The sequence below is a fragment of the Enterobacter sp. R4-368 genome, from assembly GCF_000410515.1.
Classification (GTDB): Bacteria; Pseudomonadota; Gammaproteobacteria; order Enterobacterales; family Enterobacteriaceae; genus Kosakonia.
Genome location: NC_021500.1, coordinates 839,840 through 865,109 on the forward strand (window position 1 = coordinate 839,840; position 25,270 = coordinate 865,109).

The following is a 25,270-nucleotide window of genomic DNA, read 5'->3' on the forward strand; positions in this document are numbered from 1 at the left end:
TCTCTGAATTATGAATCGTTGATGACAATTCAGCTGACTTTTGATTAAAAACCGCCCTTCGCTTCTGGCAACTGCCTGAAATTATCTGCCTGCACGAAAAAAGCCTGTTTCATCACCGGTTTATGCGTAGAGTAAACAGGTTTCTTTGTTGGCAAGGAATTTCTGATGTTTGATACCACGCTGTTTATTCTGCTGGCGCTCGCGGCGCTGGGTTTTGTCAGCCATAACACCACCGTTGCGGTCTCTATTCTGGTGTTGATCATTGTGCGCATTACCCCGCTCAACACCTTCTTTCCGTGGATTGAAAAGCAGGGGCTGACCGTTGGCATTATTATCCTCACCATTGGCGTGATGGCGCCGATCGCCAGCGGCTCATTGCCGCCCTCGACGCTGCTGCACTCGTTTGTGAACTGGAAATCGTTGGTGGCGATTGCGGTTGGTGTTTTTGTCTCGTGGCTGGGTGGACGCGGCGTAACGTTGATGAGTTCACAACCGTCGCTGGTAGCGGGATTACTGGTCGGCACCGTGTTGGGTGTGGCCCTGTTCCGGGGCGTTCCGGTCGGGCCACTGATTGCTGCCGGGTTGGTTTCGCTGCTAATTGGCCGGCAGTGAGTGACGCCGCTGCCACTGTTTGACCGCAAACTCCAGCGCGCTGCACAGCAGGTAATAGACCAGGCCGGTAAAGACAAACAGCGCGGCAGGATAGACCTGCACCCGGTTATTCACCTGGCCTGCGACTGTCGTCAATTCCGGTACGTTGACAATAAACGCCAGCGAGGTGTCTTTCAGCAGCGCGATAAGCAAACCGATATACGACGGCAACGCGTTGCGTAATGCCTGCGGCAACAGCACCAGCCACAGGATTTGCGCACTGCCAAACCCGCTACTGAGCGCGGCTTCGTACTGCCCTTTCGGCAGTGCCCCAAGCGCGGCAAGGGTCGAATACATCACCGCCGCCGAGGTAAACCACGCCAGCGCCAGCGTTACGGTCACCGCACCGGGGAGATCGGCGCCGGTTAACCAGGGCAGTAAAAACCACAGCCAGAAGATCACGAAGATCAGCGGAATGCCGCGAATCAGCTCCGCCCAGAGAAAGAGCACTTTGCGTGGCCAGCCGCGAAAGCGCCATGCGCAGCACGCCAGCAGCACACCACCGGGAAACGCCAGAACCGCCGCGCCGACGGTCATCAGCAGCGATAACAGTACCCCGCCCGGCTCACCCTGCGCCGCTCGCCCCCACAGCAAATAGTCGAGGTTATCGATGATCACGGTGATATTAGCGATCATGTTGCCCCTCCGCTGCACGGCGTTGCATCCGCCAGTTACGTGGCAGGTTGAACAACACGCTCATCACCAGCCCCAGCAGCAAATAGAGCGCGCTGCCGATGGCAAACGCTTCCAGCGCGTGGGCGTTAAAACTCTCGATCTGCCGGGTCTGGTAGGTTAATTCCCCCAGCCCGATACCGGTCGCCAGCGAAGAGAGCTTCATCAGATTCAGATACTGCCCCACTATCGGCTGCCAGGCATTTTGTAGTCCCTGCGGCAGCAGCACCCAGCGGAACAACGCCAGCGGGCTAAACCCCTGCGATTGCGCGGCTTCAACCTGTCCACGCGGCACCGCGTGCAAACCCGCCTGGATCTCTTCAACCAGAAAGGCCGCGGTAAACAGCCCCAGCGCCCAGGCCGACGAGAGAAACTCTGGCGTCAACCACCAGACATCGCCTGGCAAAATGCTGAACGCGTGATCGTCGTTAACGTACTGGCGGAAACTCTGCGGCAACACATTCCAGGCGGCGAAATACCAGAACAATAGCTGCACCAGAAGCGGCGTATTGCGAAACAGCGATACCCACGCCGCCACCGCGCCTCGCCCGACCTTGCCACCGGCCAGACGCAGCGCCAGCAGCAGTATCGTTAATACCGTCGCCAGTACGGTTCCCGCTACGGTAACCCAGATGGTGGTAAGAAAACCGGAAATGATCCATTGTGCGGGCTGCCCGGTCAGCACGCCCGCCCAGTCGAGATGCAGCGCCATTACAACTCCTTGCTATCCGCGTGCAGCGGGTTGAGCACTTTCTGTAAAAAGCGCTGCGCGCGCGGGTGCTGCGGGGCAGAAAAGAATTGCGCCGGTGCTGCCTGCTCAAGGATTTCGCCCCCGTCGATAAAGATCACGCGATCGGCGATTTCACGGGCAAACTGCATCTCATGGGTCACCACCATCAGCGTAATGCCGCTGTGCGCCAGCGATTTCATCACCTGCAACACTTCGCCAATCATCTCCGGATCAAGCGCCGAGGTTGGCTCATCAAACAGAATGATATGCGGATCGGCGGCCAGCGTGCGGGCGATTGCCACGCGTTGCTGTTGCCCGCCGGAAAGCTGCGCCGGATAGTGATGCGCTTTATCCTGCAAACCAACGCGCGCCAGCAGCGCCAGCGCGATGGCCTGCGCCTCGGCGGCGCTTTTGCCGTGAATACGGCGTAACGCCAGCGTAATGTTATCCAGCGCGTTGAGGTGGGCATAAAGATTAAACTGCTGAAAAACGAAACCGACATGGCGGCGCAACTCGCGAAGCTGGCGCCCTTTCAGTTGGCTGGTCGGCTGACCGTCAACATAGATCTCCCCGCCGCTCAGGGTTTCGAGCTGGTTAATCAAACGGATAAGCGTTGATTTACCGGAACCCGAAGGCCCGCACACCGCCAGCACTTCGCCGGCGGCAACCTGTAAATCAATCGACTTTAATACCACGTTGTCGCCGTAGCGTTTGCTCGCCTGGCGAAACTCCACCGTGCCTTTCGCCACGGGCAACACCTCTGTGGCATCCGCCACAGAGGTAGAAAACAGACCTGCCAGCATAGTTACTTCGCTTCTATGGTAAAGCTGCGTGGAGCGGGCGTTTTGGTTTGCGGACCAAACCAGGTATCGTAGATTTTTGCCGCTTCGCCGTTTTTCTCAAGGTTGACCAGTTCAGTATTCACCGCGTTAAGCAATGCGGTTTCGCCTTTACTCACACCGACACCGATCTCCTCTTTGGACAACAAGTCCGGCAGGATTTTGAATTTCGCTTTATCCGGCGCTTCCGCCAGCAAACCGGCCAGAATGGTGCTGTCCTGAGTGATGGCCTGCACATTGCCGTTACGCAACGCGGTCAGCGCCAGCGGGATATCGTCATAAGCCAGCACGCGAGATTGCGGGAAACGCTGGTGCAGCGTCTGCTCGCCAGTGGTGCCTTTAACCGCGCCAATGCGCGCTTTGCTGTAGGCGTCCAGCTTATCGGCCGCAGCAGCCGGTACGAGGAATTGCTGGCCGGTGACAAAATACGGCGTGGAGAAGTCGATCACCTGCGCGCGTTCCGGGGTGATGGTGATATCCGCAACGATCAAATCCACTTTGCCGGATTGCAGCAGCGGAATGCGGTTCGCCGGGTTCGTCGCCACCAGTTGCAGTTTTACGCCGAGGCTTTTTGCCAGCGCTTTGGCAAAATCGACGTCATAACCCACGATGTCATGGGATTTCGCATCGATAGCGCCGAACGGTGGGTTGGCGTCAAAGGTCGCCACTTTGACCACGCCCGCGGCTTTGATATCCGCCAGTTTGTCCGCGTGCGCGGAAAAAGAGAGCGCTGAAAGCAGCGCCAGGGCGCTGATTGCGCCTGTTTTTTTCGTATGTGATGAGGTTGCCATGCTAATCCTTATGCCCTGTTATTGTGTTAACGCAGCGCTAAGGTCACACAACCTTATTCATCAGACAAATATCAAAAAGTGCATTGATTATCCGTAAAAGTTATTAAAAACAAACCTCCCATACTTATTGCTTATCTTGCCCGTCCTGGCAGAACAAACATGCCAAGTCCACATAAAAACAACGGAATAGAGAGCAGAAAATGTCACGCTTCGCCGAGCGCCGCCAGGTAACGCCCCGGCGTCTGCCCAAGCCCCTTTTTAAACATGGTGATAAACGCGGTCGTCGAGTCATACCCGAGCGCCTGTGCAATGTGCTGTACCGGATGGCCGTCAATTAATAACCGTAGCGCGAGGATCAACTGCATCTGGTGCCGCCAGCGACGAAAGCTTAACCCCGTTTCCCTGACGACCAGCCGCGCCAGATTGCGCTCGCTCATGGCAAACACCTGCGCCCACTGCGCCAGTGTCTGCCTGTCTGCCGGGTTGCTTTCCATGCTGTCGACCATCTGGCGGATCTTCGGGTGTGCGGAAACCGGAAGCTGTAAGTGCATTTGCGGCTGTGCCGGCAGTTCATCAAACAGCACCTGCACCAGCCGCTGGGTGGCGGGTTGCCGCCGCTGGGCAGGCGTGCGCGTGGCTAATGTGAGGATCAATTCGCGTACCAGTGCTGAAACTTTGAGCGTACAGCAGTGATCCGGCATCACCACCGACCAGGGTTCAATAAACAGGAAACAGAGCTGCGCATTTGCCGTGGCGCGGTTACTGTGCAGCACCTGCCCGGGAAGCCACATCGCATGATGCGGCGGCACCATCCAGCGGGCATGTTCGACCTCGCAGGTAATCGCGCCTTTCAACGCCAGAATGAGTTGCCCTTTGCGATGGTGATGCGCCGGGATCAATTGTTCACTCTCTTCAACGGTGATGCTGAACGCCACCGCCATTTCCTGCTGGCTATCCGGATCGTAGCCGCCGAGCCCAAGTCCGTGCATTAATTTGTCCGACTTTAGCGATAAAGTGTCATTCTAGCTTGATTCAAACCGGAGAAAAAAACGTTATCGTAGCGGCCTGTTATTTTTTCAGAGAAGACAATGACTAACAGCCTCCCCTCCCGCAGTAAGCAAAGCGTGCTGCTGATTGCCGGGATCCTGATGATTGCCACCACGCTGCGCGTCACCTTTACTGGCGCAGCGCCGCTGCTGGATGCGATTCGCGCGGAATATGGGTTAACCACCGCGCAAACCGGCATGCTCACCACCCTGCCACTGCTGGCTTTTGCCTTGATATCGCCACTGGCGGCCGGTGTGGCGCGCCGTTTCGGCATGGAACGCAGCCTGTTCGCGGCGATGGTGCTGATTTGCCTTGGTATCGCCCTTCGTTCCCTGCCCTCAGCACTACTGCTGTTTACGGGTACAGCGATCATCGGCTGCGGGATCGCACTCGGCAACGTGCTGCTGCCGGGGATAATAAAACGCGACTTCGCCCAACATGTGGCGAAACTGACAGGCGCTTACTCACTCACTATGGGCGCAGCGGCGGCGCTCGGCTCGTCGGTCGTTGTGCCGCTGGCGCAATACGGTGCAGGCTGGCATGGCGCATTATTGATGCTGATGATCTTTCCGTTACTGGCGCTGTTGCTGTGGCTCCCCCGGCTGCACCACGGCGCTCCTGCGGCACTCAGTAACGCCGGCGCGCTGCATAGTCGCAGGATCTGGCGCTCCTGGCTTGCCTGGCAGGTCACGCTGTTTTTAGGGATCAACTCATTAATCTATTACATCGTCATTGGCTGGCTGCCGTCGATTCTGATAGCGCACGGCTTCAGTGAAGCGCAGGCGGGATCAGTACATGGCATTCTGCAACTGGCGACAGCAATGCCGGGTCTGCTGGTGCCGCTGGTTCTGCACCGGTTGAAAGATCAGCGCGGTATCGCTGTCGTGGTCGCGCTGCTGTGTGCTGTCGGTTCACTGGGATTGTGGCTGGTACCAGAACATGCCACGCTCTGGACCCTTGTTTTTGGCTTCGGCTCCGGCGCGACGATGATCCTCGGGTTAACGTTTATCGGTCTGCGAGCCAGCTCCGCTCACCAGGCTGCCGCGCTTTCCGGTATGGCGCAATCGGTCGGTTATCTGCTGGCGGCTTGCGGGCCGCCGCTAATGGGGAAAATTCATGATGCCAGCGGCAACTGGCATCTTCCGCTGCTGGCCTGTGCCGTGTTATCGGTGGTTATGGCGGTTTGTGGGGCATTCGCCGGGCGCGATCGCGAAATGGCGTAAGGCGTGCCAGCCACTCACCACCGCTTCCGGAGGGGATTCAGAGGTAGGAAAAAAACAGGCCCGCAGGCCTGTTTTTTTATTCACATGCCGCGCGCAGCATCGCCTGAACCAGCGGTACCGGACGCCCGGCGAGCGCCGCGCGTTCATGCTGGAACAAGGTGGCAACAAAAAACGGGTGCGTCACCAGTTCCACAGCACGGATCTCTCCGTCTTCATCCCAACCGGTAACCCGCAGATCGCCGCTTTCCAGCTCGCGGGCAAACTCTTCTGCTACGCCAAAGCTGCACCGGTAGGCTTCTTCAATCAGTTCACGACCGTAAGCGCGGGCAATTAACGTGTTAGGTCGCAGTTCGATAGCACCGTTTTGGTCCACCAGCGCACAGGTCAGCGGCGTGATCACCATCCGGCCGACGTTTTCCGTTTCGGCGTGCGCCGCATCTGCCCAGCCCAGTACATTGCGGGCATATTCAATGACCGCATGCTGGAAGCCGCCGCACGTCCCGAGGAATGGCACCGCGTTTTCACGTGCGTATTTAATGGCGATAAATGCGCCATTGGCGTTTTTATAGGGGCTTCCCGGTACAACCCAGATGGCGTCATAACCAACCAGATCTTCATCGCTGTTGATTTCGCTGGTGGGTAACCAGTCGTAATCCGCGGTGATTTCCAGCACGGCAGCGGCATCATCAATCGCTAGTGGGATCGCCTGATGTGCAACAACATCGTGGCTGTAATCGCCGACCAATGCGATGCGTAATGTTTTTTTCGGAGGAATGTGATGCATGAAAGTGTCCTTATGCCGGAGCGGATAACGAATAACATAAGGAATATCACATTAGCTGTCTTTTAATGTAATCACAACACCTTAAAATCAGCAGGCATATATCATGCAAAATTATGAAAAAATAGTTTTCCGGCAAGGCATTAGGGCAAATGAGATGCACCAAACTAAAATTCTTGTCAGCGCGTGCCTGATGGGTTTCAACGTGCGTTACAACGGCAGTGCTAAAGCGGCGCTACATGAGGCGCTACGACGCTGGCAGCAGGAAGATCGTCTGGTGATCCACTGTCCGGAACTGGCCGCCGGTTTACCCGTGCCGCGAAGACCGGCGGAAATTATCGCCGGCCACGGCGCAGACGTGATGCGTGAACAGGCGCGGATTGTCGAAAACGATGGGCGGGACGTTACCGCACACTATCAGTTAGCCGCCTGGCTGGCGCTGCAGGCTGCGCAGAACGCGGGATGTCGCGCAGCCCTGCTCACCGATGGCAGCCCCACCTGCGGCAGCCAGTTTATCTATAATGGAACCTTTAGCGGCACGCGTCGGCAAGGTATGGGCGTAGCGGCCGCGCTACTGGAAGAACACGGCATTCGCGTCTTTTCCGATCGGCAATTACCGGAGCTGGTGGCGTGGATTGAAGAGATGGAGAGGTCACAATGATCCAGTGCAAACGGGTATATGATCCCGCCGCCGATGACGACGGCTATCGGGTGTTAGTCGACAGGCTCTGGCCGCGCGGCATCAGGAAAACGGATTTGGCCTGCGATGAATGGAATAAAACGCTGGCACCATCAACAGAACTGCGCAAAGCGTTTCACGGCGAAGCCATTGATTTCGCCGCGTTCAGTGAAAGCTACCGTCAGGAACTTGCCGCGCAGGAAGAGGCAGGAAAAACGCTGGCGGCACGCGGGAAAAAAGGTACCGTGACGCTGTTATACGCGGCAAAAAACAGTGAGCAGAACCACGCGCTGGTGCTGGCTCAGTGGCTGCGCTCGCTGGCTTAACCGATAACGCGCTCGCGCACATCCTGAGGTTCGCTGTCCGGCTGCAGCGGCATCAGATGTTCGGCGCGCACAAACGCGAAGCCATGCTGACCATCAAAAGCGGTCACATCGCCGGTCACCAGCCACAGCGCACGCGCGGCATTACGTGGCATTTCTGTTACCACGCCGTTCACCGGATTAAGAAAACGCTCGCCGGGCTGACACAGCCCAAAAAGCTCAACGGATTTGCCAATATTGCTGCGGCCATTGGCGGTTTGGGCACCGATAATTAAAGCCGGGCTGCCCGGACGTAACTGGAACATGCTTCTCTCATGCGCTCCCGCGCCAGCTGAAAATAGGATAATTCTGAGAGAGAAGTGTACCCTGGCGACCCGGCGATTGTCACGTGGTGCGATTACGGGTGATCGCGCCGCCACAGCGCCCATTCATCGATCACTTCGCCGCCCGGCAATTTGCACTCGGTGCGTACGCCTTGTGGGCTTTGCACCGGCACGCGCTCGCCGCCCCGCTGCTGGCAGTAAACCGCCGCCGGGTTAGCCATACCGATTTGTGGGGGGCGGGGAGATTCAGGCTGTGTGGCAGAACACGCCGCGAGAACAACAGGTAACGCCAGTAACCAATAACGCATCTTTTTTTCCTTAAATCGCCTGTAAACCGCTTTCCAGCATAGCCATGCAACAGCGATATCTCCATGATTTCTCCATTCTTACTGCACTTTCAGCGGGTATAGTTAGCCTCGTTCTCACCCATGACCAGAGAACATCATTCCGTAATCAATGAGTTTTTGCCCCGCTTCATCAACGGGGCTTTTTTTCGTTCTCGCCTGCAACTTTTTAATGCCATCCCGCTACGATATGTAAATCATGTTTTTTTCATGATTTAATGACGCGCCATAAAATCTTCAGCTTTAATGTCCATATCACCAGGGCACAGGAGTAAAAAAGTCATGTCCGATTTCATTCTCGCCCGTGTCTCTGAAACGCTGTCAAAAGAACACTCGCTTGAAGGGTTAGTTCGCCAGTTTCTGGAAATGCTGGAAATGGTGACAGATATGGAATCGACGTACTTAACGAAAATTAGTGACAACCCCCGCCTGCAGCACATTGTCTATTCCCGCAACAGCAAACAGCTTGATATCCCGGAAGGGTTCTCCCTGCCGTGGGGCGATAGCCTGTGCAAACGCGCACTGGATGATGGCTGCCCGTTCAGCAATGACGTAGCCAACCGCTGGAAAGATTGCGAAGCGGCGCAGGCGCTGGGCATCACCACCTATTTAAGTACCCCGGTTCATCTGGCCGACGGTTCGCTTTATGGCACGTTATGCGCTGCCAGCCATGCCAGAAAATCACTGAGCATGCGTGGTAAACAGGTCCTGCGACTGTTTGCCAGGCTGATTGCGCAATTCATTGAAAAAGAGAGTCTCGTTGATCAGTTGCGCGAAGCTAACGCGGCGCTGATCGCCTACTCCTATACCGATGCGCTGACCGGGCTACCCAACCGGCGCGCTATCTTCGAAAATCTCGCAGCGCTATTTTCCCTCGCCCGCCATCGGGAAATGCACGTGATTATCGCTTTTATCGATCTCGATAATTTCAAAGGCATCAATGATCAGTTGGGACATGAGGCTGGCGATCAGTTTCTTATTGAAGTGGGTAAACGGCTGGCGACAGATCGCGGTAAAGACGATATCGTCGGGCGTCTTGGCGGTGATGAGTTTTTACTCGCCTGCCTGGGCGGGCCGCTGAAGCAGGCGGAAGGTATCCATTCAACGTCGCTGAAAAAGAGCCTCGACAAACGCATTACCGGCGAATATCAGCTCGGGGAAAAACGAATTTTCTACCCGGGCGCCAGCGTGGGCGTCATCGAAATCAACCCAAAATTGACCGATGCCGAGGGTGCGTTACAAGCGGCAGATGAAGCGATGTATCACGTGAAGAAGCATAAAGAAAAAAAACCTTTTATTCGTCTCGATTAAGCATATCTCTGTGATATACAGGCTTGAGAAAAATCTCATTTTCTTCTATTTCTTATACAATTGATTTCTGGCGATTATCGCCAGCAAAGGAGTTTTCGTGAGAAAGACAACCATCATTATGCTCGTCGTGGCGGTTATTGCTGTGGCCGGAACCCAATTCGGTTGGTGGTAATTGCGCGTCAGGATTTTTATTAAGCGGTAAGCCTAAGCGCATGATGGAGTCATCTGAACAGAACACCACCGTCTCATTGATTTGGGCAGGAGCTCGCTATGTTCACTGGTCTCAAAAAAAGCGAAAGCAAACGGCTTGCCGCACTGGAGCTGCTGAGTAAGGAAGATAAATCCCGCGATGCAGCACTAGCCGAGTTTGCGCGTCTGGCATGTGAAGTGATGGGCGTCGAAGGATGTTTTATCACAACATTCGACGACGAATATCAATATATCAAATATGTTAAGAATATCCCGATTGAGCACGTCAAAATTCGTATCGAACAGACCATGTGCCAATATTCGCTGCACGGTTGCCAGACCGTTATTAGTTCCGATACCCGGCTCGATGAACGATTTAATCATCAACCTTTGGTAAAAAGCGGCAATATTCTTTTTTACGCGTCGGCACCAATGATAAATAAAGACGGCACGGTGCTGGGCACGTTATGTGTCAGTCATCCTGAAATTTATACGCCGTCATCACGCCAGATAACCAATTTCCACCGCGTCGCCGCGCTCGCCACCGTTTATCTTGAATCCTGCTATACCATTGGGTTAATCGATGCCCTCACCGGTTTACCGAATCGTCAGTTTCTGGTGAAAGAGATGGAGCGACTGACGCTGGAAAAAACGAGCGGCAGCTACGCCCTGATGATTTTTGATTGTATTGATATGCCGCGCGCGTATGAATTATCCCGCTACCTGGGCGTGGAAGCGCTGGAGAAGATGCTGCGCAGTTTCGGGCCACTGCTGCGCTTGCGCTTAAAGCTGAAAGAAGAGACCACGCTGTATGCTTTCACCACCGGGCGCTACGCTGTGCTGGTCGATATGGACTATGCGCTGACGCTGGCAAAACGGGCGGAAAAATTGCCTGGAATAAAGGCGAAAATCACCGGCGACATTGATATCAATCTGACGATCCACGCAGGCTATGTGAAATTTTCGCCGCAGGACGATAACGTGCAGGAGATTGTACGCCAGGGCATCAGCGCGCTGCATGAATCAATCCGCGAAAAGATCCGGGTGTTGCAGTTCAACCCGATTCTCGATCACAAGCGGAATAAAGATTTTAAGCTGCTCTACGATCTCAGCGAGGCAATCAAAGCCACCGATCAGCTCTACCTCGTTTTTCAACCTAAGATTTCGCTGCGTTCTGGCAAAACCGAAGGCGTGGAAGCGCTGTTACGCTGGAAGCACCCGGAACTGGGACAGATCTCACCGGCAGTGATTGTGGCGCTGGCGGAAAAAACCACGCTGATGACGGACTTGACGCAGTGGGTGATTAAGTCGGTGATTTCTCAGCTTAAACAGTGGAAACAGCAAGGTATTCTGCTGCCGGTGTCCATTAACGTCACGGTCAGTGATTTTTCGCGCCCCGGATTTGCCGATGAACTGGAACAGAACGTGCTGGCCGCCGGGCTATTCACCTCGGATGTCCGTATTGAATGCCTGGAGACCGAGAAAGTGCTGGAAAGCGATCCGGCACTGGAAGAACTTGATCGTTTAAAATTGCTTGGCTTTACCATTTTGCTGGATGACTTTGGCGCTGGATACAGCAATATCAGTTACTTACGTCGCATTCCCATCGATGTGATTAAGCTCGACCGTTCGCTGGTAAGCCAGGTCACCACTGACACCGGCAGCCGGATTATCGCCCGCAACGTCATTATGATGCTCAAAGAGTTGCATTATGTGGTGCTGGCGGAAGGGATTGAAGATCTGGAAACCGCGCGAATGCTTGCCGAATACGGCTGCGATGAAGCGCAGGGCTATCTTTTCTCACGTCCGCTATCACCCGAGGAGATCCCGGCCTGGCTCGCGGATAACAAACCGTTCCGCTTATTATCGAAGATGGCGACAGAGCCGCAGCAGCAACATTTGTACGGTTCGTAATGCCGATAAATTAGCCTGACTGTTGTATTTCCCAACAGTCAGGCTTTGTCACGAAAATGTCATAAAAAACCGATCACATTCCGCTTCAAGTAGTTAACTCAAATTCTGCGTGTTTACTGCCCTTCCCTCATTAAAGCTGTGCTTAAACCCGTCGATATTGCTGGTGTGCGCTCTTTTTTGCGCCTCACTGACTATGGGAAGTATCGATTGATGAAACTCAACCATCTCACTATCGGGCAACGGCTCGGTTTCCTGGCGGCCATTCTTTTACTGGCAACGCTGTTTATGGGTATTCGCGGGTTGTCGATTAACGCCAGCGGATTAGTACAAAACCAACAGATCATGGCCACGGAGAAGGTGGTTGCGGAGAGTATCGACACGGCCCGCAACGCGCAGGTGCAGTTTAAGATTCAGGTGCAGGAGTGGAAAAACACCCTGCTGCGCGGCACGCAGGGACAACAAGCGTTCGACAAGTATAAAAACGCCTTTGTCGAACAGAGCCAGAAAACGCAGGCGCTGTTGAAAACGCTCAGCGAACTGCTGCCGCAAATTGGGCTGCCCAATACCGAGGCCATCAAGACCATCAATTTACATGCTGAACTGGAAAGCCATTATCTGGCTGCGCTGCAGCAATACAGTGTTCAGGACGCCACCAGCGCCCAACGCGTCGATCATCTGGTGACAGGAATCGATCGTGAACCGACACGGATGATTGATGAGATGGTCGCCAGCACGCTGAAACAAGCGGAGCTTATCCGTGCGCAGACCGACGCGAGTAATCATGAGCATTACCAGCAGACACGCCTGATGCTCATGCTGGTAATGGCGTTCACGTTGATGGTCGGTATGCTGATCACCTGGTGGCTGATCCGCAGTATCACTCACCCGCTGGCACAGGCGGTATCGGTTGCCCGCAATGTCGCAGCCGGTGATTTACAGTCTGCTATCGTGGTATCCGGACGCGATGAAACCGCCGAACTGATGCAGGCCCTGCAGGAGATGAACGGTAATCTGACACGCATCGTTACCGGCGTGCGTTCCGGCACCGAAACGATTGCCGGTGCGTCGCAGCAAATCGCCAGCGGCAGCCGTGAGCTTTCGTCGCGTAATGAAGCGCAGGCCAGCGCGCTGGAACAGACGGCGGCATCGATGGAAGAGCTCACCTCGGTGGTAAAAAACAACGCCGAGAATTCGCGTGTTGCCAGCGATATCACCCGGGAAGCGACCCGTGTGGCAAACCAGGGCGGCGAAGTGGTGGAAAAAGTTGTCACCACGATGAGTGAAATTAATCAGCTCTCCGGCGAAATCAGCAACATTATTGGCGTAATCGACAGTATCGCCTTCCAGACCAATATCCTGGCGCTGAACGCTGCTGTGGAAGCCGCACGCGCAGGAACCGAAGGCCGCGGCTTTGCGGTTGTCGCCGCAGAAGTCCGGGCGCTGGCACAACGTTCCGCGACAGCGGCGAAAGAGATCAGTGATTTGATCCAGCGCTCAGTCAGTCGTATTGATGAAGGCAATACGCTAGTGAAAAACGCCGGTAACGCCATGGAAGAGATCATGCAAAGCGTGGGACGCGTCAGCCAGTTAGTGGAGACGATTTCGCTAGCCAGTAATGAGCAAAGTACGGGCATCGATCAGGTGCACATCGCCATTACCCAGATGGATGCCGCCACACAGCAGAACGCTACGCTGTCGCAGGAATCTTCAGCCGCCGCGCACGCGATGCAGCAGCAGGCTGAGAATCTGCTGGAGATGGTGCAAATTTTCAAACTGCATGAGCAGCGCACCCCGGCATAGCTCCTGATGACCAGCTCCGGGCACGGCTCCGGGCTGGTCAATCAGCAATAGTGATGAATTAATACGCTGATCATAAATTTTATCAATCCAACCGCAGAAAAATTTGCGTTTGCGCACTTTATGCCTACAGGTTATAAAGTGCGCAAGTGATGGATATACGCTTTAACAATCTCAAAAAATCTTCGCTGGCAGTTTTGATGTCGAAACTGCCATCTTTCTTTTACTTTTCTCTTCCCTTCAGGTACAACGCGATTTCAGCTTGCTCAGCACCTTCCTGCTCTCATTAATCGTATTTTTCTTCAAACGCCAGAACGGAAAAACAAAAGCGCGCCAGAGTAAATAATAGAAATGATCCGCTCCGGTCAACGTAACAACAGGCGTTCGTAATTTGCTGTAGTGGCTTGCATTAAATTGCTTAATGACTTTTTTACTGACGTTGCGATAGACCAGCCCCACGTCACGGTGATTTTCCCGCTGACGAAAACGCTCACACTTACGCACTTTTTCTATACCCAGCGTAAACGGAATTGGCCCGGTGGTATTTAACACCCCCCGCATTCCGACACCATAGCGCCACGGCTTATAGCGTTTAAGCCGCTCAACGACCTCATCAATAACAGCTTTAATATAAGGTGAAGCCGGAGCGACAATAATATTCCATTGCTGGTACTCTCCATTTTTCAGAAAAGCGAGTTCTTCATGTTTGCCCATATTATTATCGCAACCCTGCGGTTTATTATCCCAGTTACATAATAATATTTCGCAATCGGGCGGAATAACTTCGCTAAACGGAACAGTGCAAGAGCTTTTGATATCTAAATAAACGCCACCTTCACGATACATCAATAAATAGCGAAAAAAATCCGCGCGCGCAGCGCCATACTGCGGATTTATTTTTTCATATAACGCCAGCATCTCCTGACCATAGTGCTCATGCAGATAGGCCAGCATTTTTTTCCCGTCGTAAAAATAATATTCCCAGCCGGGATTTAATTGCCTGAGACTGTCGATGGAGGCATGCACCTCTGCCGGTAGCGCTGCCATCCCCCGGGTGTAGACCTGGTGGATCTTATGCGGGATCGTATTCATCATCTATCCTAAGCTCATTAACTTTAAATACCTGAAAGGTAAAAACATAAAAACGGCTAAAGTATGAGAAAAAAGATAATGCGTTAATCTGACATTAGCATTACGCAGAGTCGGATAATTGTCTTGCAGAATCGTCTGCAACTGCCCTGGCCTATTCTCAGTCAAGGGAGCGGAAATTTAACTTAAGGTTCTGCATGACCACGGAAAAACGGCTTTCCCGGTGGAAAAATGCCCGGTCCGGAAAAAAGTGAAGGGTTGCGTCAGCTCGCCCGGCAAAGGCGAGCCACGCTCGCTGTTGCGGTTTAATGCGTACGCAGGATATAGCTTATCGCATCCTGTTCCGATAGCCCGTACCCCTTCATAAAAACATCCATCGACTCATCCTGCGTCTCATTGAATAACGTTCCGCCGCCGCTGGTCTGCAGCTCGCCGGACACGACATCGCCCCTTTCGACATCGTAGCTCCCCAGTAGCTCCGCGACAGCGAACTCGCCGTTCTCATCGCGGATAACAATAAACCCAATGCGGTGTTCGTGATGAACGACATTACCTTTCATATGAACAATCCTTTCGTTGTTGTTCATTTCAGATTAGCTGAATCCGTACGCAGCGGAAATGCTCATTGCTGTATTTAGTGAGCCAGAGAACGATTCAGCTATTTATTTATGTGCCTTATCTTAAATATTCGTCAGCACACTAACTATCTGGCATGTTCACAAACGGCCTTTCTGACCAGGCGATAAAAATTCCAGATATATAATGTTTTTTCAATCTAACCATAATTAAAGCACTTTTATTTTGTATGGCTATGTTTATGGCGCAAAACCTCTTTTTGTTTTACGGTTATCAGAAGTGCGTCAAAAAATATAAAGCTCAGAGTGAACCATGCCGTAAATAGATATAAGAATTTAGCAATATCCCACGCCCGTCCTTTTTCCCGAGAATACTCACTATGCGCAACAATGAGCCCGTTACACAGCAAGAGTACGTTTTCGATAATGATGCAACGTTAATGTCCACCACCGATCCGGACAGTTACATCAATTATGCCAATGATGCATTTATTGATGTCAGCGGCTTCTCACTGGAGGAGATCAAAGGCCAGCCGCACAATCTGGTGCGCCATCCGGATATGCCAAAGCAGGCGTTTGCCGATATGTGGTCGACATTGAAACAGGGAGAACCCTGGACAGCACTGGTAAAGAACCGCCGCAGTAATGGCGATCATTACTGGGTGCGCGCTAACGCGATTCCGGTGATTCGCCAGGGAAAAGTGAAGGGTTACATGTCGGTGCGTACCCGGCCAGCGGCAGAAGAAGTTACTGCCGCCGAAGAGGTTTATCGCCAGTTTCGTGAAGGCCAGGCGAGCGGTCGACGTTTCCATAAAGGGTTAATTATCCGCACGGGCCTGATGCGCTGGCGCTCCCTGTTTGTCACCATGCCTCTGCGCTGGCGGTTACGTTCGGCGTTGATCATCGCGTTGCTATTCAGCCTTGCCGCTGCCTGGGGTCACGATCTGACGCCCGGTCAACTGGTCAGTTTCGCCAGTTTTATGACGCTCCTGCTGCTTTTTATCAATATCTGGCTGGAGCTGCAAATTGTCCGCCCGATTGAGCGCTTGTACCGCCAGGCTTTACAGGTGGCGAGTGGCGAAGCACATCAAGTCGATCAACCCAATCGGGTAGATGAAGTCGGTATGACATTGCGCGCGATAAGCCAGCTCGGCCTGATGTTTCGCTGGCTGGTCAACGATGTCAGCGGCCAGGCGATGACCGTGCTGAAAGCCTCGGAGTCTCTGAGACAAGGCAATGATGACCTGAGCCGCCAGACAGAACAGGCGGCGGCGAACGTTGAGCAAACGGCCGCGACGATGAACGAATTAACCGCCACGGTAAAAAGCAACCGGGAAACCGCCGCCGAAGTCACCGCCTTGTCACAAGGTACGCGCGATGCCGCACGGCAAGGTGGCCAGGTAATGCACCAGATGATAGAAATGATGACGGCGATTGCAGAAAGCTCACGGCAAATCGCCAGTATCACCAGTATTATCGACAGCATCGCCTTCCAGACCAACATTCTGGCGCTGAACGCGGCAGTTGAGGCGGCGCGAGCGGGTGAACAAGGTAAAGGTTTTGCCGTTGTCGCAGGAGAGGTACGCAGTCTGGCGCAGCGTAGTGCGCGAGCCGCCAGCGAAATCAAAGCATTGATTGAGAATAGCGTGACACATGTTAATTCCGGCAGCCAACTGGCGGACGACGCGGGAAAAACCATGAAGGAGATCGTTGAGCAAGTGCAAAATGTGACCTCGCTGATAGCACAGATCAGCGCGGCAACCGCCGAGCAGGCAACGGCGTTGAGTGAAGCCAGCCTGGCGGTGGAAGATCTGGATAAGATCACCCACCAGAATGCACAACGAGTACAAGAAGGAGCGGAAGCAACCGGTCGCCTGAACCAGCAGGCCATTCGCCTGGCGGAAGCGATATCGGTGTTCCGGTAACCCTTTGCAAAGCGAGCTCCGGGCGAAAACGCCCGGAGAATACATTGAGGTCGAAAATGATTCGGTTACGTCCCATGTCAGCGGCTGAATTCGCTGATTTCGTTGCTTATTTTATCCCTGATTATGCTACAGAAATTGCAGCAAATTACGGTTTATCCCAGGATGAGGCGACAGAACAAGCCAGGCGAGAAATCGAAACCAGTTTGCCGGAGGCGCAGAAAACACCCGGCCATTCATTGACAACGATTACGCTTGTCGACAACGGCATGACCCGGATTGTGGGATCGCTATGGTACAGAGCCGACTTTATCGATAAATCCGCTTTTATTTATGATTTTTACCTGCGTCCTGCCTTTCGCGGCAAAGGTTTGGGAAGCCAGTCAATGCAATCTCTGGAGTCAAATCTTCGCGCGGCGGGGATTCGGCAAATTAAACTTCGCGTGGCGGCCGAAAACGAACATGCCAGAAAAGTGTATGAAGCGAATGGTTACCAGATTACTGGCTATAACATGAATAAACTGCTTTGAATTATGCCTGCATAAACTTTCGTATTAGGTGGTGTAAACCTGGATATTGCGCTCATTTTCTCGTCAACAGTGGGCATAGTGTGGTCGCAACTACCACAGGAGGCACCTATGAAAAAACTATTAATATGTTGTCTTTTTGGCAATACCGCCACATCACTGGCCAAAAAGATGCAAAAAGCGGCTAATGAACATGGTTATCCCCTGCTCGTCAGCGCTGTTGGCGTGGATAACTTCGCCAGCGTCGCCCCTGCTTTTGACTGTTTTTTGGTTGCGCCGCACATCCAGTACAAACTTGGTGAACTCAAAAATCACATAGCTGAAGAAGCCCCCATTGCCATTATTGAAAGTTACCCTTTCGCGTCGATGGATGGAGAAAAAGTATTGAGATTTGTAATGGATCGTATGCCTGAATTAACGCAGTGAACCCGTCCAAACCACGTCTTCGGACGTGTTTTTTTCAGCAATCAGGTTATTGCACTGGAATAATTATTTGCGACAAAGATAAGCGACCACCATTTTCAAAAGGTGGATAGCCACGGGTAAAAAGACAATGAACTGAAAAAAATGAACGGCATAGATTGAAAATTGCATCACGCCCGGCGCGGTTAAATAATTTATCACCGGCGTATAAATCACCACTTGCCACGCCAGCAGATACAACCCCATCAACAGCGCAAAAACCACAACGCTATAAAGCAGAAATGTGGCCAGTTGTTTTCCGCTCAATGTATGGCTACGGCGAAAAGCATTTCGGTAAGCCGCGATGTAGAAACGCATCTCTATTGCCTCAGGTTCAGGATTGCAGCGTCGCCAGGCGTGCGGCAAAACCAACAAAAACCAGCCCCAGCAGTGAGTTACCCAACCGGGTGAGCTTCTTCCTGGTTTTTACCCACTGTGTGAGATACGAACCGGAAACGATCAGGAAACTGAAATAGCAGAAACTGATCAACTCCAGCGTACTGGCGAGAATAAAGAATGACATCCCTGGTTTTGCAAAGGTAATGTCGATAAATTGCACAAAGAAGGAGACATAAAACAAAATCGCTTTCGGATTCGTCAGGCTTAATATCAGCGCCCGCTTGAAGATATCGCCTTTATGCACGTCATGGTCGCCCTCTTCTTTCGCGCCGCGTTTGAGCGTGGTGTACAACATTTTGACGCCAAGGTAGAGCAGATAAAACGCCCCAAGATAGCGAACGATGTTGAATAATACCGGCGTGGTTTTAATCAACGTGGCAACGCCTGCATAGGCCAGAAACATCAGGACCGCATCATCAATAAACACGGCACTCGCTGCAACGTAGCCATTTCGTAATCCATGGGCAACACTGGTTTTCAATACAAAAAAGGTATTCGGCCCCGGCAATAAAATGATGAAAATAGCACCGATAAAATAGGACCAGTAACTGAGAACTCCATATTCGGCAAACACAACAACTCCTGTAAAACAATACATAAAACTTATAGATACAACAGTATCACACCGCCGCCGCGGCGCACAGGAGTACGCACAAAATGCGGCTGAAGCGTAGATTAGCGCTGCCGATAATTGCTCAATGTGCCTGGCGAAAGCAGGTTTTAAGTAAAATTTACTACGTTAATGCTCGTCTTCATTATTAATCGGGTATATGTCTTTATCACCGGTTTGGTAATGAAATATAGTCAGGTGCTCAATGTTAATGCCGCCATGCCCGTCATGAACCCGATCGCTAAAAATAGTGCGCTTTAGACCATCCCAAAGATCTATCAGGCTTGTGACGGGATTCGTTCCAGCATGAGATAAACGGTGAGCATTTTATAAAGGAAAAGAGCGTCTATTAAACTCGCCTGAGCATCCCGCATCGTGTGGGATTTTTTTGTGCAACGCCTTCCATCACTGCCCAAAGATCGCCCCCTCGTTAAACGCAAAAGGATTCTTTGCTTGAATACTGGCTTTTCATCCAGTATAAGTGCTGTACGAAAAAACAGTGAAAAGGGCTGCCTTGTGTTTGTTGAACTGGTTTATGACAAGCGTAATGTTGCGGGTTTACCCGGCGCTAAAGAGATTATCCTCGAAGAACTGACTAAACGTGTGCACCGCATCTTTCCTGATGCCGACGTGCGCGTAAAACCGATGCAGGCCAATGGCCTGAACAGCGACGCCAGCAAAAGCGATCGTGAAAAGCTCAACCGTATGCTTGAAGAGATGTTTGAAGAGTCGGACATGTGGCTGGTGCAGGAGTAATTTTCTCCCCCCTGCACCGGCAGGCAATAGTGAAAAAGCGAGTCCTTATCTATGCGCTCCTGCTTTCCCCATTACAGTTTGAATTCCAGCGTCGCGTTTTTTAAGGCCGCATACGCCGCTGGTGAAGGTGGTTTCGGGAGTCTCGCTTGCGTGACAGCGATAATAGCCGCGCGGCAAAGCGCTAGATCGCCGCTTATCGGCCGCGCATCTTCTAAAGCGCCATTCTCAGCAAGACTGATTTGCAGCGTACATGATTTCCCTGCGTAACGATCCCCCTCAAAAAGGTGGCTTTCAGTCGCCGATTTGATCTGCCCTGCATAGCGGTTGATATCGCTTTCCGCCGCGGTTACCTGTGTCCCTTTATACCCGGCAAACATGTTATCGACCTTATCGTTCCCCCCTGCGCGCTGCGTTGCAGAACCGGTCTTGGTGCAACCCGGGAGTAATAATGACGTTACCAATAGCACCGCATATCCGGCGTTAATTTTCATTATCTTCCTTTGTAAGGCTTATTTTATAAAAGGGAACAATTTAACAAATAGCGACCGGCAATTATATTCCGCCGGCCTGGATTTACCTTAAGTCAAAAAAATATTCTACTCGTCTGTCATCACCCTAAGCGTAGAGCTCATTGAGCAGCGGAAGGCAATTTTCAATCCTTGCCTTTTCGTCTGAAAAACGCCAATGCTAAGACGGACTTGTTAAGTATTCACAGAATTCACGTCTTTCTTTTTCCGGCGTATAAAAAAGCCCCGCACATTGCGAGGCTTTGTGGGTAAAACGTGAGCTGTATTAATTAAAAACACCATTGATGATCGCGGTAACAATAGCGGTGCTCAGCGCGACCAGAACCAGATCATCTCCTACAATGCGCCACTCATAACCCGGATAGTAAGGCAGTTGGCCAAGCATGGAGGCCGGTACTGCTTTTTTCGCAATCCCCGGAGGCAAGGGTTTGCCACGGGCAAGATTTTTCGCAATCCCCGGCGGGAGAGACTGATAGCCGGTCAGGCCGTAATTGACTGCCAGGGAACGGGCACGCGAGGCACTAATATCTGACTCAACATGGTCCGGCTTTCCATAGTTTTTACGGTTAACCTGGTCATCGGAAGAGGAGTTATTACTTTTATTAGCATGGTTACCGTTATTGCCATGATTGCCGTTACTGTTGCCATGACCGCCGCCGTTTCCATTACCATTTCCGTTTCCATTTCCCGGATTTGCGAATACAGGCGCGGAAAATACGGCCAACGAAATCACCGCCGCAAGTGCAGCATTAAGAGTGCGACGTTTAAACATGATCTTTATACCTCTAAAGTAAGCACACATTATTAGAGTAAATAGTATTTATTGCCTCAACCATATAGCGGATTCTTATTTTTAATTAGGCTGGTATATAACCATAAAAAAACGGGAACCAACCGGGCCCTGTTCTTATTTACCCCAGAAACTGGATCACATGTGCGCGATAATCGGGTCGCTCATGCCTTTGTCGATCAGATCTGCAGCCTCAACCCAGCCCATGTGACGTAATAATGGTTGATGAGTGACCTGCCCCCCATTGATTAACACACGACGATGTTAGTAATGTCTTCATCAGCAACATGAGGACAACCCCATGAAGAAACGTTTTTCCGACGAACAGATCATCAATATTCTTCGCGAAGCCGAGGCGGGTGTTTCCGCCCGCGAACTTTGCCGTAAGTACGCCATCTCCGACGCCACGTTTTATACGTGGTGTAAGAAGTTTGGTGGCATGGAAGTACCTGAAGTAAAAAGGCTTACGTCACTTGAAGAAGAGAACGCCCGCCTCAAGAAGTTGCTCGCCGAAGCCATGCTGGATAAAGAGGCACTACAGGTGGCTCTGGGCCGAAAGTACTGACGGCAGACCAGAAGCGGGAAGCCGTGACAGTGATGTGCAAAGCGACAGGTCTGTCGCAACGGCGTGCCTGCAGGCTGACAGGTTTGTCCCTGTCGACCTGCCGTTATGATGCGCACCGCCCGGCTACTGATGCGTATCTGTCTGCACGTATCACCGAACTGGCAATGGAACGCCGACGTTTCGGTTACCGCCGTATCTGGCTGCTTCTGCGTCGTGAAGGCCTTTGTGTTAACCACAAACGGGTCTACCGCATTTATCATCTCAATGGCCTGGGCGTAAAACGCAGACGGCGCCGTAAGGGGCTGGCAACTGAGCGGCTTCCGCTGTTGCGTCCGGCAGGTCCCAACCTGACGTGGTCAATGGATTTTGTCATGGATGCGCTGGCCAGTGGTCGCCGGATTAAATGCCTGACCTGCGTTGATGATTTCACGAAGGAGTGTCTGACGATCAGCGTTGCTTTCGGGATTACAGGCGTTCAGGTATCACGCATTCTGGACAGCGTTGCGCTGTTTCGTGGCTATCCGGCGACGATAAGAACAGATCAGGGGCCTGAGTTTACCTGCCGTGCGCTGGAGCAGTGGGCCTTTGAACATAATGTTGAGCTGCGGCTTATTCAGCCGGGCAAGCCGACACAGAATGGCTTTATCGAGAGTTTTAATGGTCGTTTTCGCGATGAATGCCTGAATGAGCACTGGTTCCATGATGTTGTTCATGCAAAAGCAATTATAAGCGCATGGCGGCAGGACTATAACGAATGTCGGCCTCATTCTTCGTTGAATTATCAGCCCCCTTCAGAGTTTGCAGCGGGATGGCGAAACGGAGAATACGGGAGCAAATCAACCGACATTACTAACTGATTATTGTGTTTAATAATGGGGGCAGGTCAAATCAAATGGATATTTTGAACGCGAACTTTGGAGGAAGTATCCCGAAGATGCCCCAGGCACAAAATTAGTAGTTAAAAACCCCTTTCATATCAACGCATCAATCCGCCCACTCAGGTTTGTTAAGGATATGCTCCTGCCAGTCGCGGACTTCTGACTCTTTCACCGCAATGTGGCGCACCGAAATACGCTCGGCATGCATGGCGGCTTTCGAGCCCGTGCGCAACGGGTGCCACAGCGGCAACGCCTTTCCTTCCGCCAGCAGGCGGTAAGCGCAGCTTGGCGGCAGCCATTCGAAAGTGGGGAGATTTTCACGGGTCAGCTTGATGCAGTCCGGCTCATACTCGAAGCGGCGTTCGTAGTTGCGGCACTGGCAGGTTTTTATGTTTAGCTGGCGACAGGCAACGTTGGTGAAATAGATTTCGTCAGTGTCTTCATCCATTAACTTATGCAGGCAGCACTGCCCGCAGCCATCGCACAGCGACTCCCACTCCGCGTCCGTCATTTGCTCAAGGGTTTTGCTTTGCCAGAAAGGAGTGTCGCTCATGATGAAATCCGCCGTTGAAATCTAGGGTGCACCTTATAACCAGTCTGGCATGCGGATGCAAGTTTTGCCGCCAGGAAAGGCGGCAAACTGCTTTAAAGGACGCGAGTTGTCAACGAAAGCCCGTCGAAACTCACTTCCAGCTCATCACCACTGTTCAATGGCCCTACCCCTTCTGGCGTGCCGGTCAGAATGACATCGCCGGCTTTTAAGGTAAAGAAGCGGCTCATATAGGCAATCAGCGGAATAATTTTATGGATCATATCCGCCGTAGTGCCTTGCTGGCGCACTTCGCCGTTGATTTTCAGCCCAAGCGTGGTGTTTTGCGGATCGCTCTGGAATTCCGCCGCCGGAATAAACCCTGAGATGGGGCAGGAATTATCAAACCCTTTCGCTTTTTCCCATGGCTGCCCGGCTTTTTTCATTTTGCCTTGCAGATCGCGCAGCGTCAGATCGAGCGCGACACCATAACCGGCAATCGCTTTTTTCACATGATCTTCCGTCGCCTGACGCAGCGTTGCACCAATCAGCACCGCCAGCTCAACTTCATGGTGAACCGAACCAAAATCCTGCGGCAACGCCAGCGGCTGGCGAAGATCGCACAACGCCGTTTCGGGCTTAATAAACAGTACCGGCTCTTCCGGGGTAGCGCTCCCCATCTCTTGAATATGTTTCGCATAGTTGCTGCCAACGCAAACCACTTTACTCACCGGGAAATCCAGCAGAGCGCCCTGCCAGTTATGATGTTGATACATGGTGTACGACCTCCGGTAACACATTGAACATGAGCGAAAAATGACTATCCGCGCCACCCGGCGGTTTGTCAAATGCCAATATGTTACGGCGATACAATAGCCATAATTAAGAAACGGCGGAGCGATCCGCCGTTATTGTCGTAGGATTATTCTTTACCCTGAGCGGCGAGATGCTGCTTCAATAAATTTTCTTGCGGCGGAGGAAGTTGCAAATAATAGCCCTGCGAAATTAACGCCTCTCTTACTTTTTCTAAATCTGCACCGACTAATTTTTTACGGCCATCGAGCGGCAGAATCATTGCCAACTGAGGCTGACCGAAACTTTGCATTAATGCTTCCGGCACGCGGGAAAAATCGTCTCTTTTTTCGACGTACAGATAAGTCTGATCGCGTCGGGCACTTCGGTAGATCACACAAAACATACTTTTACTCGGAATTATCGGGAGGTTACTTGCCTGAAAATAATAGTGACTATAACATGCCTGATAGTCTTCGGAATATCACTCAAGATGCGGGTGATAATAGCAAAATGAGTAAGGTCAGGATGTCAAATACGCCCATCGAGCTAAAAGGCAGTAGTTTTACCTTATCAGTGGTTCACTTGCATGATGCAAAACCCGAGGTTATTCGTCAGGCGTTAGAAGACAAAATCGCTCAGGCTCCCGCTTTTTTGCTGCACGCTCCTATTGTTGTCAATGTTTCCGCGCTGGAAGGCGCTGTTAACTGGCCCGCGCTGTTGCAGGCTATTACCACGACAGATTTACATGTGGTTGGCATTAGCGGTTGCAAAGATCCAGAACTGAAGGCTGAAGTTGAACGCGCCGGTCTTCCGCTGCTGACGGAAGGAAAAGAGAAAGCAGCGCGTAACGAGCGCGCACCGGAGCCGACGCCGGTTGCGGCGCCGATCACAAAAACACGCTTAATTGACGCACCGGTGCGTTCTGGCCAGCGCATTTATGCGCCAAATTGTGATTTGATTGTGACCAGCCACGTCAGCGCGGGCGCAGAACTCATCGCCGATGGCAATATTCATGTCTATGGCATGATGCGCGGCCGGGCGCTGGCAGGCGCCAGTGGCGATAAAGACGCCCAAATATTCTGTTCTCATCTCACGCCGGAGCTGGTCTCCATTGCGGGGGAATACTGGCTGAGCGATCAAATCCCGGCCGAATTTTATGGCAAAGCGGCGCGTTTGCAGTTGGCCAACGACGCTTTGACAATTCAACCCTTAAATTAAGCCCTTTTAACAAG

At 52.4% G+C, this 25,270-nt stretch carries 31 protein-coding genes; 14 read left to right on the top strand and 17 right to left on the bottom strand.

From position 1 onward, the window contains the following. Positions 1-165 precede the first annotated feature (165 nt). Complete coding sequence (locus H650_RS03810) at positions 166-612, top strand: DUF441 domain-containing protein (protein WP_020454039.1); 447 nt, start codon at positions 166-168, stop codon at positions 610-612. On the opposite strand, the gene H650_RS03815 is transcribed toward H650_RS03810, so the two are convergent. The 5 genes from H650_RS03815 to H650_RS03835 form a co-directional block, all read right to left on the bottom strand. Next, positions 595-1,287 (bottom strand): amino acid ABC transporter permease, encoded by a 693-nt coding sequence (locus H650_RS03815; protein WP_020454040.1) that lies wholly within the window; start codon positions 1,285-1,287, stop codon positions 595-597. The two genes, H650_RS03810 and H650_RS03815, sit on opposite strands and share 18 nt — an antisense overlap. Next, positions 1,277-2,035 carry an amino acid ABC transporter permease gene (locus H650_RS03820; protein ID WP_020454041.1) on the bottom strand — a complete coding sequence of 253 codons (759 nt, stop codon included), beginning with the start codon at positions 2,033-2,035 and terminating at the stop codon, positions 1,277-1,279. The genes H650_RS03815 and H650_RS03820 overlap by 11 nt, the downstream gene beginning before the upstream one ends. Further along, positions 2,035-2,856: an amino acid ABC transporter ATP-binding protein gene (locus tag H650_RS03825; protein ID WP_020454042.1), complete on the bottom strand. Its 822-nt coding sequence runs from the start codon at positions 2,854-2,856 to the stop codon at positions 2,035-2,037. The genes H650_RS03820 and H650_RS03825 overlap by 1 nt, the downstream gene beginning before the upstream one ends. A 2-nt stretch (positions 2,857-2,858) precedes the next feature. Continuing rightward, positions 2,859-3,683, bottom strand: a complete 825-nt coding sequence (locus tag H650_RS03830) for an ABC transporter substrate-binding protein (RefSeq protein ID WP_020454043.1) — start codon at positions 3,681-3,683, stop codon at positions 2,859-2,861. A 203-nt stretch (positions 3,684-3,886) separates the two neighbouring features. Further along, positions 3,887-4,672, bottom strand: a complete 786-nt coding sequence (locus H650_RS03835; protein WP_020454044.1) for an AraC family transcriptional regulator — start codon at positions 4,670-4,672, stop codon at positions 3,887-3,889. Positions 4,673-4,771: 99 nt separating this feature from the next. On the opposite strand from H650_RS03835, the gene H650_RS03840 reads away from it, so the two are divergent. Beyond that, positions 4,772-5,953 carry a CynX/NimT family MFS transporter gene (locus H650_RS03840; protein WP_020454045.1) on the top strand — a complete coding sequence of 394 codons (1,182 nt, stop codon included), beginning with the start codon at positions 4,772-4,774 and terminating at the stop codon, positions 5,951-5,953. Between the two features lie 76 nt (positions 5,954-6,029). On the opposite strand, the gene H650_RS03845 is transcribed toward H650_RS03840, so the two are convergent. Continuing rightward, positions 6,030-6,737 (bottom strand): CTP synthase C-terminal region-related (seleno)protein, encoded by a 708-nt coding sequence (locus H650_RS03845; protein WP_020454046.1) that lies wholly within the window; start codon positions 6,735-6,737, stop codon positions 6,030-6,032. 154 nt (positions 6,738-6,891) lie between these two features. Here H650_RS03845 and H650_RS03850 point away from each other — a divergent pair, with 154 nt between their 5' ends. Further along, positions 6,892-7,395, top strand: coding sequence for a 2-thiouracil desulfurase family protein (locus tag H650_RS03850; protein WP_044489672.1), 504 nt, complete (start codon positions 6,892-6,894; stop codon positions 7,393-7,395). Further along, positions 7,392-7,739 (top strand): DUF488 domain-containing protein, encoded by a 348-nt coding sequence (locus H650_RS03855; RefSeq protein ID WP_020454048.1) that lies wholly within the window; start codon positions 7,392-7,394, stop codon positions 7,737-7,739. The genes H650_RS03850 and H650_RS03855 overlap by 4 nt, the downstream gene beginning before the upstream one ends. On the opposite strand, the gene H650_RS03860 is transcribed toward H650_RS03855, so the two are convergent. Further along, entirely contained in the window at positions 7,736-8,041 is a 306-nt protein-coding gene (locus H650_RS03860) for a hypothetical protein (RefSeq protein WP_020454049.1), read from the bottom strand. The genes H650_RS03855 and H650_RS03860 overlap by 4 nt on opposite strands. A gap of 92 nt (positions 8,042-8,133) precedes the next feature. Then, the gene (locus tag H650_RS03865) at positions 8,134-8,367 is read right to left on the bottom strand and encodes a putative hemolysin (RefSeq protein WP_020454050.1); all 234 of its coding nucleotides are present in this window, start codon (positions 8,365-8,367) and stop codon (positions 8,134-8,136) included. 318 nt (positions 8,368-8,685) lie between these two features. Here H650_RS03865 and H650_RS03870 point away from each other — a divergent pair, with 318 nt between their 5' ends. The 4 genes from H650_RS03870 to H650_RS03885 all read left to right on the top strand — a co-directional run bounded on the left by H650_RS03870 (position 8,686) and on the right by H650_RS03885 (position 13,617). Next, complete coding sequence (locus H650_RS03870) at positions 8,686-9,714, top strand: sensor domain-containing diguanylate cyclase (protein WP_020454051.1); 1,029 nt, start codon at positions 8,686-8,688, stop codon at positions 9,712-9,714. A gap of 118 nt (positions 9,715-9,832) precedes the next feature. Then, complete coding sequence (locus H650_RS26105; protein WP_071925284.1) at positions 9,833-9,886, top strand: hypothetical protein; 54 nt, start codon at positions 9,833-9,835, stop codon at positions 9,884-9,886. Positions 9,887-9,984: 98 nt separating this feature from the next. Then, positions 9,985-11,817: an EAL domain-containing protein gene (locus H650_RS03880; RefSeq protein WP_020454053.1), complete on the top strand. Its 1,833-nt coding sequence runs from the start codon at positions 9,985-9,987 to the stop codon at positions 11,815-11,817. A gap of 210 nt (positions 11,818-12,027) precedes the next feature. Beyond that, entirely contained in the window at positions 12,028-13,617 is a 1,590-nt protein-coding gene (locus tag H650_RS03885; protein ID WP_020454054.1) for a methyl-accepting chemotaxis protein, read from the top strand. A 237-nt stretch (positions 13,618-13,854) separates the two neighbouring features. On the opposite strand, the gene H650_RS03890 is transcribed toward H650_RS03885, so the two are convergent. Together H650_RS03890 and H650_RS03895 are read right to left on the bottom strand one after the other, a co-directional pair. Then, positions 13,855-14,661, bottom strand: coding sequence for a glycosyltransferase family 32 protein (locus tag H650_RS03890; protein ID WP_238328376.1), 807 nt, complete (start codon positions 14,659-14,661; stop codon positions 13,855-13,857). A gap of 347 nt (positions 14,662-15,008) precedes the next feature. Then, positions 15,009-15,263 (bottom strand): hypothetical protein, encoded by a 255-nt coding sequence (locus tag H650_RS03895; protein WP_020454056.1) that lies wholly within the window; start codon positions 15,261-15,263, stop codon positions 15,009-15,011. A 395-nt stretch (positions 15,264-15,658) separates the two neighbouring features. Between H650_RS03895 and H650_RS03900 the strand changes: the two genes are divergently transcribed. The 3 genes from H650_RS03900 to H650_RS03910 all read left to right on the top strand — a co-directional run bounded on the left by H650_RS03900 (position 15,659) and on the right by H650_RS03910 (position 18,153). Further along, positions 15,659-17,203: a methyl-accepting chemotaxis protein gene (locus H650_RS03900; protein WP_020454057.1), complete on the top strand. Its 1,545-nt coding sequence runs from the start codon at positions 15,659-15,661 to the stop codon at positions 17,201-17,203. A 56-nt stretch (positions 17,204-17,259) separates the two neighbouring features. Then, complete coding sequence (locus H650_RS03905; RefSeq protein WP_238328377.1) at positions 17,260-17,730, top strand: GNAT family N-acetyltransferase; 471 nt, start codon at positions 17,260-17,262, stop codon at positions 17,728-17,730. Between the two features lie 108 nt (positions 17,731-17,838). Beyond that, on the top strand, positions 17,839-18,153 hold the full coding sequence (locus H650_RS03910; protein ID WP_020454059.1) for a PTS sugar transporter subunit IIB: 315 nt from the start codon (positions 17,839-17,841) through the stop codon (positions 18,151-18,153). A gap of 63 nt (positions 18,154-18,216) precedes the next feature. On the opposite strand, the gene H650_RS03915 is transcribed toward H650_RS03910, so the two are convergent. Together H650_RS03915 and leuE are read right to left on the bottom strand one after the other, a co-directional pair. Next, complete coding sequence (locus tag H650_RS03915) at positions 18,217-18,507, bottom strand: hypothetical protein (protein WP_020454060.1); 291 nt, start codon at positions 18,505-18,507, stop codon at positions 18,217-18,219. Positions 18,508-18,523: 16 nt separating this feature from the next. Beyond that, a complete protein-coding gene (gene leuE / locus H650_RS03920; RefSeq protein ID WP_020454061.1) occupies positions 18,524-19,162 on the bottom strand; it encodes a leucine efflux protein LeuE in 639 nt (212 codons plus the stop codon). Positions 19,163-19,714: 552 nt separating this feature from the next. Between leuE and H650_RS03925 the strand changes: the two genes are divergently transcribed. Further along, complete coding sequence (locus tag H650_RS03925) at positions 19,715-19,954, top strand: DinI family protein (RefSeq protein ID WP_020454063.1); 240 nt, start codon at positions 19,715-19,717, stop codon at positions 19,952-19,954. Between the two features lie 71 nt (positions 19,955-20,025). Here H650_RS03925 and tolA read toward each other — a convergent pair whose 3' ends face one another. Both tolA and H650_RS03935 read right to left on the bottom strand, forming a co-directional pair. After that, on the bottom strand, positions 20,026-20,445 hold the full coding sequence (gene tolA / locus H650_RS03930) for a cell envelope integrity protein TolA (protein WP_020454064.1): 420 nt from the start codon (positions 20,443-20,445) through the stop codon (positions 20,026-20,028). Positions 20,446-20,746: 301 nt separating this feature from the next. After that, complete coding sequence (locus tag H650_RS03935; protein ID WP_020454065.1) at positions 20,747-21,253, bottom strand: anti-virulence regulator CigR family protein; 507 nt, start codon at positions 21,251-21,253, stop codon at positions 20,747-20,749. Positions 21,254-21,572: 319 nt separating this feature from the next. Here H650_RS03935 and H650_RS03945 point away from each other — a divergent pair. Next, positions 21,573-22,693 (top strand): IS3 family transposase gene (locus H650_RS03945; RefSeq protein ID WP_110093593.1). Its coding sequence is split into 2 segments (ribosomal slippage): positions 21,573-21,831 and positions 21,831-22,693, totalling 1,122 coding nucleotides; the frame shifts between segments, so codons are not numbered across the junction. Positions 22,694-22,820: 127 nt separating this feature from the next. On the opposite strand, the gene ycgN is transcribed toward H650_RS03945, so the two are convergent. The 3 genes from ycgN to H650_RS03960 all read right to left on the bottom strand — a co-directional run bounded on the left by ycgN (position 22,821) and on the right by H650_RS03960 (position 24,441). Then, entirely contained in the window at positions 22,821-23,267 is a 447-nt protein-coding gene (gene ycgN / locus H650_RS03950; protein ID WP_020454068.1) for a cysteine cluster protein YcgN, read from the bottom strand. Positions 23,268-23,359: 92 nt separating this feature from the next. After that, positions 23,360-24,019 carry a fumarylacetoacetate hydrolase family protein gene (locus H650_RS03955; RefSeq protein WP_020454069.1) on the bottom strand — a complete coding sequence of 220 codons (660 nt, stop codon included), beginning with the start codon at positions 24,017-24,019 and terminating at the stop codon, positions 23,360-23,362. 146 nt (positions 24,020-24,165) lie between these two features. Beyond that, a complete protein-coding gene (locus H650_RS03960; protein WP_044489383.1) occupies positions 24,166-24,441 on the bottom strand; it encodes a YcgL domain-containing protein in 276 nt (91 codons plus the stop codon). Between the two features lie 122 nt (positions 24,442-24,563). On the opposite strand from H650_RS03960, the gene minC reads away from it, so the two are divergent. Beyond that, the gene (gene minC, locus H650_RS03965; protein ID WP_020454071.1) at positions 24,564-25,256 is read left to right on the top strand and encodes a septum site-determining protein MinC; all 693 of its coding nucleotides are present in this window, start codon (positions 24,564-24,566) and stop codon (positions 25,254-25,256) included. The last annotated feature ends 14 nt before the right edge of the window (positions 25,257-25,270 follow it).

Coding starts and splice junctions, on each gene's coding strand:
- H650_RS03935 (WP_020454065.1), bottom strand. CDS start 21,253: ATGTTTAAACGTCGCACTCTTAATGCTGCACTTGCGGCGGTGATTTCG.
- H650_RS03960 (WP_044489383.1), bottom strand. CDS start 24,441: ATGTTTTGTGTGATCTACCGAAGTGCCCGACGCGATCAGACTTATCTG.
- H650_RS03825 (WP_020454042.1), bottom strand. CDS start 2,856: ATGCTGGCAGGTCTGTTTTCTACCTCTGTGGCGGATGCCACAGAGGTG.
- H650_RS03850 (WP_044489672.1), top strand. CDS start 6,892: ATGCACCAAACTAAAATTCTTGTCAGCGCGTGCCTGATGGGTTTCAAC.
- H650_RS03865 (WP_020454050.1), bottom strand. CDS start 8,367: ATGCGTTATTGGTTACTGGCGTTACCTGTTGTTCTCGCGGCGTGTTCT.
- H650_RS03910 (WP_020454059.1), top strand. CDS start 17,839: ATGAAAAAACTATTAATATGTTGTCTTTTTGGCAATACCGCCACATCA.
- H650_RS03845 (WP_020454046.1), bottom strand. CDS start 6,737: ATGCATCACATTCCTCCGAAAAAAACATTACGCATCGCATTGGTCGGC.
- H650_RS03905 (WP_238328377.1), top strand. CDS start 17,260: ATGATTCGGTTACGTCCCATGTCAGCGGCTGAATTCGCTGATTTCGTT.
- H650_RS03915 (WP_020454060.1), bottom strand. CDS start 18,507: ATGCGTTTCTACATCGCGGCTTACCGAAATGCTTTTCGCCGTAGCCAT.
- H650_RS03895 (WP_020454056.1), bottom strand. CDS start 15,263: ATGAAAGGTAATGTCGTTCATCACGAACACCGCATTGGGTTTATTGTT.
- H650_RS03890 (WP_238328376.1), bottom strand. CDS start 14,661: ATGGCAGCGCTACCGGCAGAGGTGCATGCCTCCATCGACAGTCTCAGG.
- ycgN (WP_020454068.1), bottom strand. CDS start 23,267: ATGAGCGACACTCCTTTCTGGCAAAGCAAAACCCTTGAGCAAATGACG.
- tolA (WP_020454064.1), bottom strand. CDS start 20,445: ATGAAAATTAACGCCGGATATGCGGTGCTATTGGTAACGTCATTATTA.
- H650_RS03885 (WP_020454054.1), top strand. CDS start 12,028: ATGAAACTCAACCATCTCACTATCGGGCAACGGCTCGGTTTCCTGGCG.
- H650_RS03855 (WP_020454048.1), top strand. CDS start 7,392: ATGATCCAGTGCAAACGGGTATATGATCCCGCCGCCGATGACGACGGC.
- H650_RS03815 (WP_020454040.1), bottom strand. CDS start 1,287: ATGATCGCTAATATCACCGTGATCATCGATAACCTCGACTATTTGCTG.
- H650_RS03880 (WP_020454053.1), top strand. CDS start 9,985: ATGTTCACTGGTCTCAAAAAAAGCGAAAGCAAACGGCTTGCCGCACTG.
- H650_RS03835 (WP_020454044.1), bottom strand. CDS start 4,672: ATGCACGGACTTGGGCTCGGCGGCTACGATCCGGATAGCCAGCAGGAA.
- H650_RS03840 (WP_020454045.1), top strand. CDS start 4,772: ATGACTAACAGCCTCCCCTCCCGCAGTAAGCAAAGCGTGCTGCTGATT.
- H650_RS03860 (WP_020454049.1), bottom strand. CDS start 8,041: ATGTTCCAGTTACGTCCGGGCAGCCCGGCTTTAATTATCGGTGCCCAA.
- H650_RS03900 (WP_020454057.1), top strand. CDS start 15,659: ATGCGCAACAATGAGCCCGTTACACAGCAAGAGTACGTTTTCGATAAT.
- H650_RS03820 (WP_020454041.1), bottom strand. CDS start 2,035: ATGGCGCTGCATCTCGACTGGGCGGGCGTGCTGACCGGGCAGCCCGCA.
- minC (WP_020454071.1), top strand. CDS start 24,564: ATGTCAAATACGCCCATCGAGCTAAAAGGCAGTAGTTTTACCTTATCA.
- H650_RS03810 (WP_020454039.1), top strand. CDS start 166: ATGTTTGATACCACGCTGTTTATTCTGCTGGCGCTCGCGGCGCTGGGT.
- H650_RS03955 (WP_020454069.1), bottom strand. CDS start 24,019: ATGTATCAACATCATAACTGGCAGGGCGCTCTGCTGGATTTCCCGGTG.
- H650_RS03870 (WP_020454051.1), top strand. CDS start 8,686: ATGTCCGATTTCATTCTCGCCCGTGTCTCTGAAACGCTGTCAAAAGAA.
- H650_RS03830 (WP_020454043.1), bottom strand. CDS start 3,683: ATGGCAACCTCATCACATACGAAAAAAACAGGCGCAATCAGCGCCCTG.